Consider the following 13,141-nt stretch of genomic DNA (forward strand, 5'->3'; position numbering starts at 1 on the left):
CACTCAGGCGTCATTACCGACATAAACGCGGGCAGTGCGGGCGGTCAACTGAGTGACCAGCTCGTACTGGCTGATGCCGGTCGCGGCGGCGATCTGTTCGACCGGCAGCCCCTCTCCCCAGAAAATCACTTCATCACCCACGCGGTCGGTGGCGTCCGGGCCGAGATCGACAGAAATCATGTCCATAGAAACGCGCCCGACGATAGGCAAGATGCGGCCATTGACCAGCACCGGCGTGCCGCTCGGCGCGCTTCTCGGGTAGCCGTCGCCATAGCCCATCGCCACGACGCCAAGTCTTGTGTTCCGCGTGCTGCGCCAAATTCCGCCGTAACCCACGGGTTCACCAGAGGCGTGGTCGCGCACGGCGATCAGGCTGGAGGTCAGGGTCATCGCAGGTTTTAAGCCAAAATGGGCGGCGTCGGCAAAGCTCATCGGCGAGACGCCGTAGAGGATCAGACCGGCGCGCACCAAGTCGTGATGGGCTTCGGGCCATTGGAGAATTCCGCTTGAGGCGGCAAGAGATTTCAGCCCCGGCTTGTCCTGAATAAATTGCTGGAAGCAGCGAATCTGGTCAGGGGTGGCTTCAGCGTCCGGCTCGTCGGCACGGGCGAAGTGGCTCATGATATTGACCGGTTGACGGACATTCGGGCAGGCGCTGAGCCGCTGATAAAACGCCTCGGCTTCGGCTGGGTGAACACCAAGACGGTGCATGCCGGTGTCGAGCTTCATCCATACCGTGAGCGGCCGTTCGAGCTTCGCCTGCTCCAGAGCTTGCAGCTGCTCAAGGCTGTGAACCGCGGTTTCCAGCCCATGCGCGGCCACAACAGGCAGCTCATCGGCGCTGAAGAAACCTTCCAGCAGCAAAATAGGTTTAATGATCCCGCCAGCCCGCAGCGTTAATGCTTCGCTCAGGCGGGCCACGCCATAGCAATCTGCATCCTGCAAAGCCTGCGCAGCTTCCAGCAAACCGTGTCCGTAAGCGTTAGCCTTCACCACCGCCACCACACGATTTTGCGGCGCCAAATGCCGCACCCGTTGCAGATTATGTCGCAGAGCGCGGCAATCAATGACAGCCGTAGCCGCTTTCATCTTGATTCCTTTATAAATTCTTAATTTAAAAATGACACCCCTAGCTTCATAGGGAATTAACACGAAAGCTAAGGGGCGTTATTGGCGCAGTCAGTTTGCGTTCGGCCAGCGCGGAAAAACCGGAGTGTACACGTAGTACACGAGGATTTTGAGCACTGCCCGGACGCAAAATGGCAAGCAAAATAGCCCCGCACACTAGTCCTCGTCGTATTGAGGACCACCATAGTTATCAAACCGCGAAAACTGCCCATTAAAGGTCAGTCGAACCGTACCGATTGGGCCGTTACGCTGCTTACCGAGGATGATCTGGGCGATGCCTTTCTCTTCACTGTTGTCGTGATAAACCTCGTCACGATAGATGAACATGATCAAGTCAGCGTCCTGCTCGATGGAGCCGGATTCACGCAAGTCGGAGTTAACCGGGCGTTTGTCGGCACGCTGCTCCAAGCTTCGGTTCAGCTGCGATAGCGCCACTACTGGCACTTGCAGTTCTTTGGCTAAAGCTTTGAGCGAGCGGGAGATTTCGGCGATTTCCAGCGTACGGTTGTCGGACAGCGAAGGAACGCGCATCAGCTGTAAGTAGTCAATCATGATCAGGCTCAGGCCGCCGTGTTCGCGGAAAATACGCCGCGCGCGGGAGCGCACTTCAGTTGGCGTCAGGCCGGAGGAGTCATCGATGTACATGTTGCGTTTTTCCAGCAGGATACCCATGGTGCTGGAAATGCGCGCCCAATCCTCGTCGTCGAGCTGGCCGGTACGAATTTTGGTTTGGTCGACGCGCGAGAGCGACGCCAACATACGCATCATGATCTGGTCGCCGGGCATCTCCAGACTGAAGATAAGTACCGGCTTTTCCTGCATCATCGCGGCGTTTTCTGCGAGGTTCATCGCAAAGGTGGTTTTACCCATCGAAGGACGCGCCGCCACGATGATCAAATCTGACTTCTGCAAACCGGCGGTTTTCTTGTCTAAGTCGGTATAGCCGGTGGACACCCCGGTCACCCCGTCGTGCGGGCGCTGGAAAAGCTCTTCAATGCGCGACACCGTGCTTTCCAAAATACGGTCGATGCTTTTCGGGCCTTCGTCTTTGTTGGCGCGGCTTTCGGCAATTTGGAATACGCGTGATTCGGCCAGATCCAGCAGGTCTTCACTGCTGCGGCCCTGCGGGTCATAACCGGCGTCGGCAATTTCATTGGCCACGGAGATCATTTCACGCACGACTGCACGTTCGCGGACGATATCAGCATAAGCGCCGATGTTGGCCGCACTTGGGGTGTTTTTCGACAGCTCGGCTAAATAAGCAAAGCCGCCCACCGAGTCCAAATCGCCTTTTTGCTCCAGCGATTCAGACAGGGTTATCAAGTCGATAGGCTTGCTCATTTCCAGCAAGCGCTGCATTTCGGTAAAAATCAGGCGATGCGGGCGACTGAAGAAGTCATTGCTGACCACGCGTTCAGCCACGTTGTCCCAACGTTCGTTATCCAGCATTAGCCCGCCCAGAACGGATTGTTCAGCTTCCAGCGAGTGCGGAGGAAGCTTCAATCCTTCCATCTGACGATCGCGGTTTTCGTTCTGTTGATTGGTCGGTTTTTTTGCTGCCATGTGTGGGAAATTCCTGCGGTAAGCGCCTGTTTTGTGAGCATCGACTTCCCCGTAATTAAGGAAGTTTTTTCGCTGCTTAGTATAGGTTGTGCTGTCTCATTTCAAAAGGGTATTAACCCGCTGTGCCTAAAATCTGGATTGTCACAAGCATTTAGCCTAGGGTTGAAAACAGACCCCAACACGAGATTAAAACATGGCTAAGCGCATTCAATTTGCCGCAACAGGCGGCCCCGATGTTCTGCAATATGTCGATTTCCAACCGAAAGACCCGGCCGCATACGAAGTTCAGGTTGAGAATAAAGCGATAGGGATCAACTACATTGATACTTATATTCGCGGCGGTTTGTATCCTGCTCCCCTCCCTTCCGGGCTGGGTACCGAAGCGGCGGGCGTGGTGAGCAAAGTGGGCAGCGACGTGACGGGCATTAAGGTCGGCGACCGCGTGGTGTACGCGCAGGCCGCTTTGGGTGCCTACAGCGAAGTGCATAACGTTTCGCAAGAAAAAATCGCCCTGCTGCCGGACGCCATTAGCTTTGAAGTGGCTGCCGCCTCTTTCCTCAAGGGGTTGACCGTCCAGTATCTGCTGCGCCAAACCCATAAAATTCAGGCCGGTGAAACCTTCCTGTTCCACGCCGCCGCAGGTGGTGTGGGCCTGATTGCCTGCCAATGGGCGAAAGCGCTGGGTGCCAACCTGATTGGCACCGTCGGCTCAGAAGAAAAAGCCCAGCGTGCGAAAGAAGCTGGGGCATGGGCGACCATTAACTACCAGACCGAAGACATCGTTGCTCGTGTTAAAGAGCTGACCAATAACCAAAAAGTCGATGTGGTGTATGACTCCGTGGGCAAAGATACCTTTGAGCGCTCACTCGACAGCCTGAAGCCGCGCGGCCTGCTGGTCAGCTTCGGCAATGCCTCCGGCCCGGTGTCTGGCGTTAATTTGGGGATTCTGTCGCAGAAAGGCTCACTGTTCGTCACTCGCCCGAGTCTCGGCAGTTACATCACCAACCGTGAAGAGCTGAAAACCGCCAGCGACGAGCTATTCTCACTGATCGCCAGCGGTGCTATCAAAGTGGACGTCAGCGACGCGCAGAAATTCCCGCTGTCCGAAGCCAAGCGCGCCCACGAGACGCTGGAAAGCCGTGCGACACAAGGCTCAAGCCTGCTGATTCCCGGCAAATAATCTGCTTTTCCTGAAATGCAAAAGGGCTTCCGTGTGGAAGCCCTTTTACTGTCTCGCTCAGACGACCTCTGATTGAGACGGGTACTGCTTGTAGGGGTACTGCAAGGTAAATCCGCGGACGATGAGGCTTAAGCCTCTATTTTATATCTCACGGATTTGATGAATTTCGTTCGAGCTGATATTTGCAGCGCGAGAAATGCATCCTAGCAGCCCTTAATGTTAAAAAGTATGGTTAATAAAAAATCTGCCGACTTAAAAGTGCAAGCTGTGATCGGTGCCACATAAGTAAAAGTTATCTCGACAAATGTTGCAGTCAATCCGAGCAGGTCAAAGCTCAGATAGCTGATAATTCGAAGAATTCATCATCTTCAACAGTTATGGCAGGCGGCGCGAACGGTAGCGCGGCGTGTCGGGCTTCTTAAAGGCACGATAGACCCACACCACGGCAACGGCGAGCAGCAGCCAAGGCAACATTTTTATAACAATAGCCACAAAGCCTCCCAGCATCATCACCGCAAAGGCCACCACCAGCGCAGCAATCATGCCCAGCAGCGAAATACCGGTCAGCATCAACATAAAGAAAAAGCCAAGCACAAAGAGAATTTCCAACATCGCATGCTCCTTAATAAACAGCGAAAACACGGAACAGCCTGACGAATGTCATCTGACTCTCCTAGCTATTACAAGAAACATGCCAGAACGGCGGATAATTTATTGATTTGATTTTTAAGAAGAATTTACGCCACCGGCTATTAGAGCTAATGGCGTAATAGTAAGAAAGGCTAACTTTTAGCGGATTTAACTAACAGATTTAAGCTTGGCTGAGGGCAGCGTGCGGCTGAGTGACCAGTTGTAGCGCCTGCTCGACCACTTCAATACCTGAACCCGGCTTGTGGGCGTTTTCGCTCAGATGGCGACGCCATTGGCGAGCGCCGGGAACACTCTGGAAAATCCCCAGAATGTGCCGCGTCATGTGCCCCAGATAAGTGCCTTTCGCCAGCTCAGCTTCAATGTACGGATACATGCTGCGAATCACCTCGGGTGCCGTGCGCAGCGGGGCTTCGGAGCCGAACAGCTCGCGATCCACGTTCAGCAACATGCCTGGGTTTTGATAGGCTTCGCGCCCCACCATCACACCATCCATATGCTGTAAATGCGCCTTGGCTTCTTCCAGCGTTTTTATCCCGCCGTTGATTGCCATCGTCAGGTGCGAGAAGTCTTTTTTCAGCTGATACACGCGCGGGTAATCCAGTGGTGGGATCTCGCGGTTTTCTTTCGGGCTGAGGCCGGACAACCAGGCTTTGCGGGCATGGATGATAAAGGTGTCGCAGCCGCCCTTCTCGGAGACTTGCTGCACGAAGTCGCAAAGGAATTCGTAGCTGTCTTGTTCGTCGATACCAATACGCGTTTTCACCGTCACGGGAATGGACACCACGTCGCGCATGGCTTTGATGCAGTCCGCTACCAGCGAGGCTTGCGCCATCAGGCAGGCACCGAACATGCCGTTTTGCACGCGGTCAGACGGACAGCCGACGTTCAGGTTAATTTCGTCATAGCCGCGCTGTTCGGCAAGCTTGGCGCAGGTCGCCAAATCCGCAGGATTACTGCCGCCCAGTTGCAACGCCACAGGATGCTCCGCGTCACCAAACCCGAGATAGTCGCCCTTGCCGTGAATAATCGCGCCCGTGGTAACCATTTCGGTGTACAGCAACGTCTGCCCAGTCATTAAGCGATGGAAATGGCGGCAATGACGATCTGTCCAGTCGAGCATCGGCGCGACGGAAAAACGTTGAGCGGAGTAAGGCTTGGCGCTGGTTTGAGATGTGGCGTTTTGAGTTTCTGACATCGACCTGAGATTCGCTGAAGGTGTTCGGGCGCTCCTTCGGACCTAACCAGCCGAAGGAATGGAATCGCAGATTATACCACAGAACAGAGATTCGGCATCTCACGCGGTGCTCTGCCAACAGAGGCCAAGCACCGCGTGAGCCATTACGCCAACGGCTTTTACAGCTAGGATGTTCAGACCGCTGCCTTGGCCGCCTCGCGTTCGGCTTTACTCTGCCCCAGCTGTTGCTCCAATACTTCCAAAGAAACGCCTTTGGTTTCAGGCACCTTGAGCTGCACGAAGGCCCATCCCGCGAGGCAAATCGCGCCATACAGGAAGAAACTCCCCGCCGCGCCCAGCGCCACGTTGAGCAGCGGGAAGGTGTAAGTCAGCACAAAGCAGGCCACCCACAGCGCCAGCGTGCAGGTTGCCATCGCCGTGCCGCGTACCCGATTGGGGAAGATTTCTGACAGCAAAACCCAAGTCACCGGAGCCAGCGTCACCGCGTAAATGGCGATAGCGACCAGCACCAACAGCAGGACCGGCAGCCCCATAATGCCGAAGGAATAGGCCATGCCAATCAGCACGTAAATGATGGTCAAACCCGCCGCACCGTACTGCATCAGGCGGCGACGCCCAATGCGGTCCACCAGCGGCAGCGCCAAAAGCGTGAAGATAAGGTTAATCAGCCCGGTGGCGACAATGGATTTCAGGGTATCGTTGATGTCGAAGCCCGCCGAGGCGAAGATCTCCTGCGCATAGTTAAAGATGACGTTAATCCCGCACCACTGCTGGAAGACCGCCAACACCACGCCCATCACCACAATGGGTCTGACTTTCGGCTGCCATAAGGCGGACAGCGGCACTTGCTGGTTTTCCGACCCCAGCGAGTGGCGAATGTCAGACAACGTGTGCTGCGCGTACTCCACCGAGCCAATGCGGCGCAGCACCTTTTCAGCCTGCGGATAGCGATTGGCTTTTGCCAACCAGCGCGGGGACTCCGGCACCACAAACATCAGCAGCAGGAACAGAACCGCCGGAACCCCTTCCGCGCCGAACATATAACGCCAGCCAATTTGTGCATTCCAAGTTTGCAGGATTTCAGCCTGTGTCGCCGCCGAAGCCACGGGTTCAGCAATCATCAGATTGACCAGTTGCGCGGCGAGCACGCCGATAACAATGGTGAGCTGATTGATTGCCACAAAGCGCCCGCGCTTCTCCGCAGGGCTTATCTCCGCGATATAGACCGGCGCGAGGGCCGAAGCCAAACCAATACCGACCCCGCCGACAATGCGCCAAAACACAAACCAGCCGAAGTCGTTGGCCAGTGCCGTTCCCACGGCTGAAAGCGTAAAGGCGATTGCCGCAATGATCAGCGGCAGTCGGCGGCCAAAACGGTCTGACAGCCAGCCTGATACCATGGCCCCAACGATACAGCCCACCAGCGCCGAGCTCATGGCCCAGCCAGAGGTAGCGGGATCGGTAATGTGGAAATATGCCTCGTAGAAAGGCTTCGCCCCGCCAATCACCACCCAGTCGTAGCCAAACAGCAGCCCGCCACAGGCGGCAACCAGACAGATCATCCAGACATAAGGCATGTTCAATGTTGTAGGATTTTTCATCATTGCTTCTCCTCGCCCGTCGCCGTTTCAGAAGTGAGCGTCATGCTTTGGCTAAGAGTTTCATGCGGCTCCAACACCTTTAAGCCCCCTAAATCAGCCATGTTGTGACCATTGGCGGCGTGGCTCATCGGCTCGAAACAGAAGAAATCAAAGTCGTAGCCGCGGTCGAATTTAGGGTCTGAGACAAAAACGAAATAAACCGGGCAGGCAGGCTCAGTGGACAGGCTTAGCTGCTGGTGACGGCTCGGCCAAATCACTTTCGCCTGCCCATCCCACCCGGAAAAACCATTATTCACCCAGCGGCGCGGCGGTTTTTTTGCCGCTGCAAAATTCAACTCTTCGGGCAAGTCAGTCTGGTGTTCACCCGCCAGCCACTGCGCCTCTTCCAGCCAATATCCTGCGGCATTGGCCTGAAGCTGGGTGTCCTCTTCGAGAGGGAAATAGGGGTGCCAGCCCAACCCAAAGGGCATCGCCACTTTGCTTAGATTGGTAACGCTGAGTGTCACTTCGAGCTGATTATCCACCAGCTCAAATCGCTGCAAAGCGCGGTACTGATAAGCCCCGTGATGATGGCTAAACTCCAACAGCAGATGCCAATCATCATGCTCGGCGCAGCGCCATTCCTGTAACCAACCGTCGCCGTGCAGATAGTGGTCATCCCAGTCGGTGTTAGGCTTCAACGGATAGCGCGTGCCGTTAAACTCAAACTGGTTGCCGTTAACCCGGTTACCAAAAGGCACCAGCGGGAAACAGCCCGATTGCAGCGGCGGCGTATCCGGCGAGACTTTCGCCGGGCGCAGCAGAGGCAGGTCGTGCCCGTCGCGATGCGCCACCAGCTGCAGAATGCTGCCGCCATGAGTAGAAACCTTAAGAGACAGCAGCGGATTGGTTAGCGTAAACACAGACATAGCGCACTCCTTGAAGGGTTAGTCGGCAAAGTTGATGACGACTTTGCCGCATTTACCGCTGGCCATTAGCGCATAAGCCTCTCCCGCCTGTTCCAGCGTGAAGCGGTGAGTGATGGCGCTTTGCGGCCGCATTTTCCAGTCATGCAAATCACCACAGCATTTCTCCATGTTGTAGAGGCTGGTGACCCACGAGCCGATGATCTGCCGTTGGTGATGCATCAGGTCCGCGCTGACTTCAAATTCGACTTTTCCGGTTTCGCCGATGTACACCACGCGGCCCCAGTCGGCGGTGGCTTGCAAGGCCAGCAGGCGACCTTGGGCATTGCCGGAGCAGTCGAGCGCGACATCTGCGCCGCCGCGCGTCAGCTCAACGATGGAAGGGATCAGGCTTTCGCCGCTGGCTAAAAAGCCGTGATCCATCAAGCCGAGCTTTTTGGCGGTCGCCAGACGCTCAGGCTGAACATCAACGCCAATGACGCGCTTCGCCCCCCGGCCTTTCGCCAGCATCATCGCCATCATGCCCACCGGGCCAAGCCCGACGACCAGCACGTTGTCACTACCCGAGACATTGCCGCGCAGGATGCCTTCATAGGCCGTCCCGACGCCGCAGGAGATGAATGCGCCATCCTCGTAGCTCAGGGAGTCCGGCAGGTGAATCAGGTCTTTCTCTTCCGCCAGCAGATATTCGGCATGCCCGCCATCGCGCTGCCAGCCGTAGGCCGCCTTGCCCTCGCCGGTGCAGGAGATAGGGAAACCCTTGCGGCAGTTGGGGCAGAAGCCACAGCCGGAAATGTGGTACACCAGCACGCGGTCAGCCTCTTTGAAGTGGCGGCACCCGGCCCCCAGACTGACAATTTGGCCGCAAGGTTCGTGGCCATTAATAAAGCCCTGATAAAGAGGTTTATCCGGCGCGGCGGCGGTCGCCCGATGCTGGTGATAAATATAATGAACGTCGCTGCCGCAAATTCCCGACGATTTCATTTTAATTAAGACCTGTCCGATCCCCGGCGTTGGGATCGCCACTTCTCTTAATTCAGCAGTAGAGTTTCCCGGTAAATAAGCCGCCAACATGGTTTTCATATTATTCCTCTCCATAAATTTGAAAATTGTTCATTTTCTTTTTGCCATCACGCCTCGCGAAGATTGTTTGCAAGGCGCAAAGGTGCAGATTATTTTTTCGAGCGAACTCGACTATTTCGCTGAGTCAGAAGAATGTTTGCCAGCACGGCGACGACGATAATTACGCCGCGCACCACTTGCTGGAAGAAAGAGTTAATCCCCAGCAGCACCAATCCATTGCCAATCAGCGTGATAACCAGAACCCCGAGCAGGGTGCCGAGCAGCGAGCCTCGGCCGCCGGACAGCGCCGTGCCGCCAACCACTACTGCCGCGATAACGTCAAATTCCAAGCCGTTGGCCGCCCCGGCGTTGCCTGAACCCAGACGCGCCGCGAGTAAGATCCCGGTGACGGCGGCCAGCAGGCCGGAGAGTGTGAAGATGAGCACCCGCACGCGTTTGACATTGATGCCGCACAGCTGCGCCGCCGAGGCGTTACCGCCCACGGCATACACCGAGCGTCCAAAGGCCGTTTTGCGGCTGACAAACAGGAATACGGCGAATAAAATCAGCATGATAAGCGCCGAGACGGGAATGCCTGCCACCTGCCCGCCCAGCCAGTCGAGCACGTCATTTTCGTCAATCGGCACTGGCAGGGCGTCGGTCATAAACAGGCCAAGTCCGCGCAGTGCGCTCCACAGGCCCAGCGTTGCCACAAAGCTCGGCACGTTAAACCATCCACGCAAGAAGCCCGCCAGAGTGCCAAAGGCCGCACCAAGGATCAGCACCAGAACCAGCGACGCCGCCAGCGGCACCTGCGCCTGCATCAGATAGGCCAGACAGACTGAGACAAAAGCCACCATCGGCCCGACGCTGACATCGATTTCACCGGCGATGATCACCAGCGTCATGGCCCACGCCGCAATGCCAATAGTCGCGGCATCGCGCAGCACGTTCATCTGGTTACTGAGTGAAATAAAGCCCGGCGCGTAAATTGAAAACACCAGATAAAGCAGAGCAATAACCACTAATAGGCCAATGGCATTAATATTCGCCGAAATAAAGGCGCGGCGGGATTCACCTTTTTCTTGTTGATAAGATAATGTCGTCATGGTCATTTCATTACTCCACACTATTTCCCGGCATCGAAATAAAAGCCCGGAAACGAAAGCCATCATTTACCGGCAACGGAGAGGCTCTGCACGCCAGCGTTTATTTGAGCCCATCGCTATCACCCTGATTTATATTTTTAAGCCGCAGACTTTATTCACTCCGCGGCTATTTAATGTGACGCTAATATTTCCGCCATTAACTCTTCGGTACTCACTGGTGAGGTCAGCGTTCGGGTCAGCGTGCCCTGCTGCAACAGCAGAATTCGGTCGCAAACCAGTGGCAGCTCTTCCACTTCGCTTGAGACAAAGATGATGCTTTTGCCTTCGGTGGCCAGTTGGCGAACTATCTGATAAATCTGGTTTTTAGCTTCGACATCCACCCCGCGCGTCGGCTCATCGAGCAGTAGCACGCGGCTTTCGGCATAGACCCAGCGGCCAATCACCACCTTCTGCTGGTTGCCGCCGGAGAGCGTGCCGATTGGCGTCGTGGTGCTGGCGGCCTTCACCCGCATCCTGGCGATAATGTCCTGCGTGTATTGGCGAATGTCGGCCCACTGCAAAACGCCCAGTCGGCTGACGCGATGGCGGTTGGTCATCACGGTATTTTCATCCACGCCGAGCAGCGGCATGATGCCCGCCTCTTTGCGGTTTTCCGGCGTGTACCCCAATCCGTGGGCCAGCATGCGGGCATAGGTCGGTTTGTGTATCCGTGCACCGTCGATTTCCACTTCGCCTTCGCTGTAACTGTCCAGACCCGCCAAGGCTTTGAGCAGTTCTGTTCTGCCGGACCCCAGCAGCCCGGCAATGCCCAGCACTTCGCCTTGCAGCAGGTCGAAATTGATGTCGTGAAGTTTGGGGGGCAGATTCATCCCGCGAACCGACAACACGGGTTTGCCGCCTTGCGGTTGAGTGACTTGGTTGTCGCGATGCCCGCTGTGACCCAGCATCAGCGCGACAATCTCTTCGGTGGAGGCCTCAGCCAAACGGACATTCCCCGCCACTTTACCGTCACGCATAATGGTGGCGCTGGAGGCCAGTCGGCGGATTTCATTCATTCGGTGACTGACATAGATAACCGCGATGCCGACCTCAGCCATTGCCTGAACGGCGGCGATCACCAGTTCGACTTCGTTGGAAGCCAGAGAACTGGTGGGCTCGTCGAGGATAACTACCTGCGGATGGCCCTTCATAACGCGGGCGATTTCAACCAGTTGCTTCTGTGCCGGGCTGAGGTTTTCAACGCGCTGCAGTGGGTCGATATCCACGCCGAGATGCCCAAGGCAGTGCCGCGCTTGTTCCAACATCTTCTTGGCGTCGAGCATGCCGCCGCTGCGCGGCCACTCGCCGAGATAGAGGTTTTCCGCCACGCTGAGGCCGTCCACCAGACTCAGCTCCTGATACACCGCGCGCACGCCTAGTTCCGCCGCGCGGCGGGTAAGCTGGGCATCGCTGCCTGAAAGGGTCTGCCCGCCCAGCATCACGGTTCCCCGATCCGGCTTTTCACTGCCGGTAAGCAGGCGAATTAATGTCGATTTCCCGGCACCGTTTTTCCCCAACAGGGCGCGGATCTCGCCGCGTTTCAGGGTGAAATCCACATTCTCCAGCGCAATAACGCCCGGATACTCTTTGTAGCCGCCACGGACCGCTGCGACACAATCCTTATCATCGTCAGGCGTGGTCATGGTGTCTGTTGCCATTGCAAGTGCTGACATAGTCGAACCCCAGATTAAGGTAAGCCATCCTGATGGGTGTCCAGCCAGCCCTGTCCCTGAGCTGAGGTGGTGTAGAGGTCAATCGGTACTTGAATGACTTTGTCCGCTGGCAGGGTTTTGTTGATGGCTTGCAGCGTTTTGGCAAACACCTGCTCGCCCATTTTCTTACCTGAGATATCCACGACTGCCTTAAGCACCTGATTTTTATTCAGCTCTTGGGCGATTTCGGTGGTCATGTCGGAGCCAAACACCACGGTTTTCCCCACGCGATTCTGATTGCGCACGGCCTTCACGGCGCCAAGGCTCGCCCCGCCGGATTCACCAAAAATGGCGTCCAAGTCAGGCTGGGAAATCAGCAGTTTTTCACCCACTGAAATGGCTTTGTCGATGGCGGTTCCTTCCTGATTTGCCACGATACTCATGCCCGGCACTCGCTGCTTCAACGCGGCTTCGAAGCCTTTACGGCGCTGGACGCACACTTCGAAGGCTTCGCAGTTAATCACCGCGATTTTCGGCGCAGTAATTTTGTTAGCGATAAAGTAGTCGGCGGCAGCATCACCCGCTTTGCGGCCAAACTCCACGGGGTCGCCCACCAGATAGGCCGCGACATACTTCTGCACGCCTTTGTCGCTGATGCAGGTGTTGTAGCAAACCACGGGGATCCCAGCCTCGCTGGCCCGCTGGATAGCCCGGCGGCTGCCCTGCTCAGACACGGCGGAGAGCACGATGGCGTCGACCTTGCGGGCAATCAGCGTGTCGATGAACGTGCTCTCTTTCGAGATATCGCCCTGCGCGTTGGTTTCAATCAAATTCACTTTGTCGCCCGAGGCGTTGGCACTTTGCTGCACCCCGGCTTTTACTCCGGCGTAATAGCCTTGGGTATCGAGATAGATGGCCCCGACGGTCAGCGCTTTCGCCGATTCGGCCTGCGCATGAGTGAGGGTGAATAAACCGGTCAGTAGGGCGGTAGTCAGAGCAATTCTTTTACAGTTGAACGGCATGATTCCTCCGGTATTCCTGGGTTGGCGTGATGTT

Annotated in this window: 11 protein-coding genes; 1 reads left to right on the forward strand and 10 read right to left on the reverse strand. The window is 56.2% G+C overall.

The features are described 5' to 3' along the window. Positions 1–3: 3 nt before the first annotated feature. The gene (alr, locus tag GEAM_RS16330) at positions 4–1,089 is read right to left on the reverse strand and encodes an alanine racemase (RefSeq protein ID WP_034793437.1); all 1,086 of its coding nucleotides are present in this window, start codon (positions 1,087–1,089) and stop codon (positions 4–6) included. Positions 1,090–1,284: 195 nt separating this feature from the next. Continuing rightward, on the reverse strand, positions 1,285–2,691 hold the full coding sequence (gene dnaB, locus GEAM_RS16335) for a replicative DNA helicase (protein WP_034793439.1): 1,407 nt from the start codon (positions 2,689–2,691) through the stop codon (positions 1,285–1,287). A gap of 193 nt (positions 2,692–2,884) precedes the next feature. Here dnaB and GEAM_RS16340 point away from each other — a divergent pair, with 193 nt between their 5' ends. Further along, positions 2,885–3,871 (forward strand): quinone oxidoreductase, encoded by a 987-nt coding sequence (locus GEAM_RS16340; protein ID WP_034793441.1) that lies wholly within the window; start codon positions 2,885–2,887, stop codon positions 3,869–3,871. Positions 3,872–4,246: 375 nt separating this feature from the next. On the opposite strand, the gene pspG is transcribed toward GEAM_RS16340, so the two are convergent. The 8 genes from pspG to GEAM_RS16380 all read right to left on the reverse strand — a co-directional run bounded on the left by pspG (position 4,247) and on the right by GEAM_RS16380 (position 13,107). After that, the gene (gene pspG / locus GEAM_RS16345; RefSeq protein WP_034793444.1) at positions 4,247–4,483 is read right to left on the reverse strand and encodes an envelope stress response protein PspG; all 237 of its coding nucleotides are present in this window, start codon (positions 4,481–4,483) and stop codon (positions 4,247–4,249) included. Positions 4,484–4,682: 199 nt separating this feature from the next. Further along, positions 4,683–5,717 (reverse strand): tRNA dihydrouridine(20/20a) synthase DusA, encoded by a 1,035-nt coding sequence (dusA, locus tag GEAM_RS16350; protein ID WP_034793447.1) that lies wholly within the window; start codon positions 5,715–5,717, stop codon positions 4,683–4,685. 173 nt (positions 5,718–5,890) lie between these two features. After that, entirely contained in the window at positions 5,891–7,318 is a 1,428-nt protein-coding gene (locus GEAM_RS16355) for a sugar porter family MFS transporter (RefSeq protein WP_034793608.1), read from the reverse strand. Continuing rightward, entirely contained in the window at positions 7,318–8,226 is a 909-nt protein-coding gene (locus tag GEAM_RS16360) for an aldose 1-epimerase (protein ID WP_034793450.1), read from the reverse strand. Before GEAM_RS16360 ends, GEAM_RS16355 begins: the two co-directional genes overlap by 1 nt. Before the next feature lie 18 nt (positions 8,227–8,244). Beyond that, on the reverse strand, positions 8,245–9,306 hold the full coding sequence (locus GEAM_RS16365; RefSeq protein WP_034793453.1) for a zinc-dependent alcohol dehydrogenase family protein: 1,062 nt from the start codon (positions 9,304–9,306) through the stop codon (positions 8,245–8,247). Positions 9,307–9,395: 89 nt separating this feature from the next. Continuing rightward, the gene (locus GEAM_RS16370) at positions 9,396–10,394 is read right to left on the reverse strand and encodes an ABC transporter permease (protein WP_419471236.1); all 999 of its coding nucleotides are present in this window, start codon (positions 10,392–10,394) and stop codon (positions 9,396–9,398) included. Positions 10,395–10,564: 170 nt separating this feature from the next. After that, positions 10,565–12,076 (reverse strand): sugar ABC transporter ATP-binding protein, encoded by a 1,512-nt coding sequence (locus GEAM_RS16375; protein WP_034793459.1) that lies wholly within the window; start codon positions 12,074–12,076, stop codon positions 10,565–10,567. Positions 12,077–12,120: 44 nt separating this feature from the next. Next, on the reverse strand, positions 12,121–13,107 hold the full coding sequence (locus GEAM_RS16380; RefSeq protein WP_034793462.1) for a substrate-binding domain-containing protein: 987 nt from the start codon (positions 13,105–13,107) through the stop codon (positions 12,121–12,123). Between the last annotated feature and the right edge of the window lie 34 nt (positions 13,108–13,141).

Source organism: Ewingella americana ATCC 33852, from assembly GCF_000735345.1.
Lineage (GTDB): Bacteria > Pseudomonadota > Gammaproteobacteria > Enterobacterales > Enterobacteriaceae > Ewingella > Ewingella americana.

What these genes read in the sequence shown, in the direction of transcription:
- alr (WP_034793437.1), bottom strand. Translation starts at nt 1,089, where the DNA reads ATGAAAGCGGCTACGGCTGTCATTGATTGCCGCGCTCTGCGACATAAT.
- dnaB (WP_034793439.1), bottom strand. Translation starts at nt 2,691, where the DNA reads ATGGCAGCAAAAAAACCGACCAATCAACAGAACGAAAACCGCGATCGT.
- GEAM_RS16340 (WP_034793441.1), top strand. Translation starts at nt 2,885, where the DNA reads ATGGCTAAGCGCATTCAATTTGCCGCAACAGGCGGCCCCGATGTTCTG.
- pspG (WP_034793444.1), bottom strand. Translation starts at nt 4,483, where the DNA reads ATGTTGGAAATTCTCTTTGTGCTTGGCTTTTTCTTTATGTTGATGCTG.
- dusA (WP_034793447.1), bottom strand. Translation starts at nt 5,717, where the DNA reads ATGTCAGAAACTCAAAACGCCACATCTCAAACCAGCGCCAAGCCTTAC.
- GEAM_RS16355 (WP_034793608.1), bottom strand. Translation starts at nt 7,318, where the DNA reads ATGAAAAATCCTACAACATTGAACATGCCTTATGTCTGGATGATCTGT.
- GEAM_RS16360 (WP_034793450.1), bottom strand. Translation starts at nt 8,226, where the DNA reads ATGTCTGTGTTTACGCTAACCAATCCGCTGCTGTCTCTTAAGGTTTCT.
- GEAM_RS16365 (WP_034793453.1), bottom strand. Translation starts at nt 9,306, where the DNA reads ATGAAAACCATGTTGGCGGCTTATTTACCGGGAAACTCTACTGCTGAA.
- GEAM_RS16370 (WP_419471236.1), bottom strand. Translation starts at nt 10,394, where the DNA reads ATGACGACATTATCTTATCAACAAGAAAAAGGTGAATCCCGCCGCGCC.
- GEAM_RS16375 (WP_034793459.1), bottom strand. Translation starts at nt 12,076, where the DNA reads ATGACCACGCCTGACGATGATAAGGATTGTGTCGCAGCGGTCCGTGGC.
- GEAM_RS16380 (WP_034793462.1), bottom strand. Translation starts at nt 13,107, where the DNA reads ATGCCGTTCAACTGTAAAAGAATTGCTCTGACTACCGCCCTACTGACC.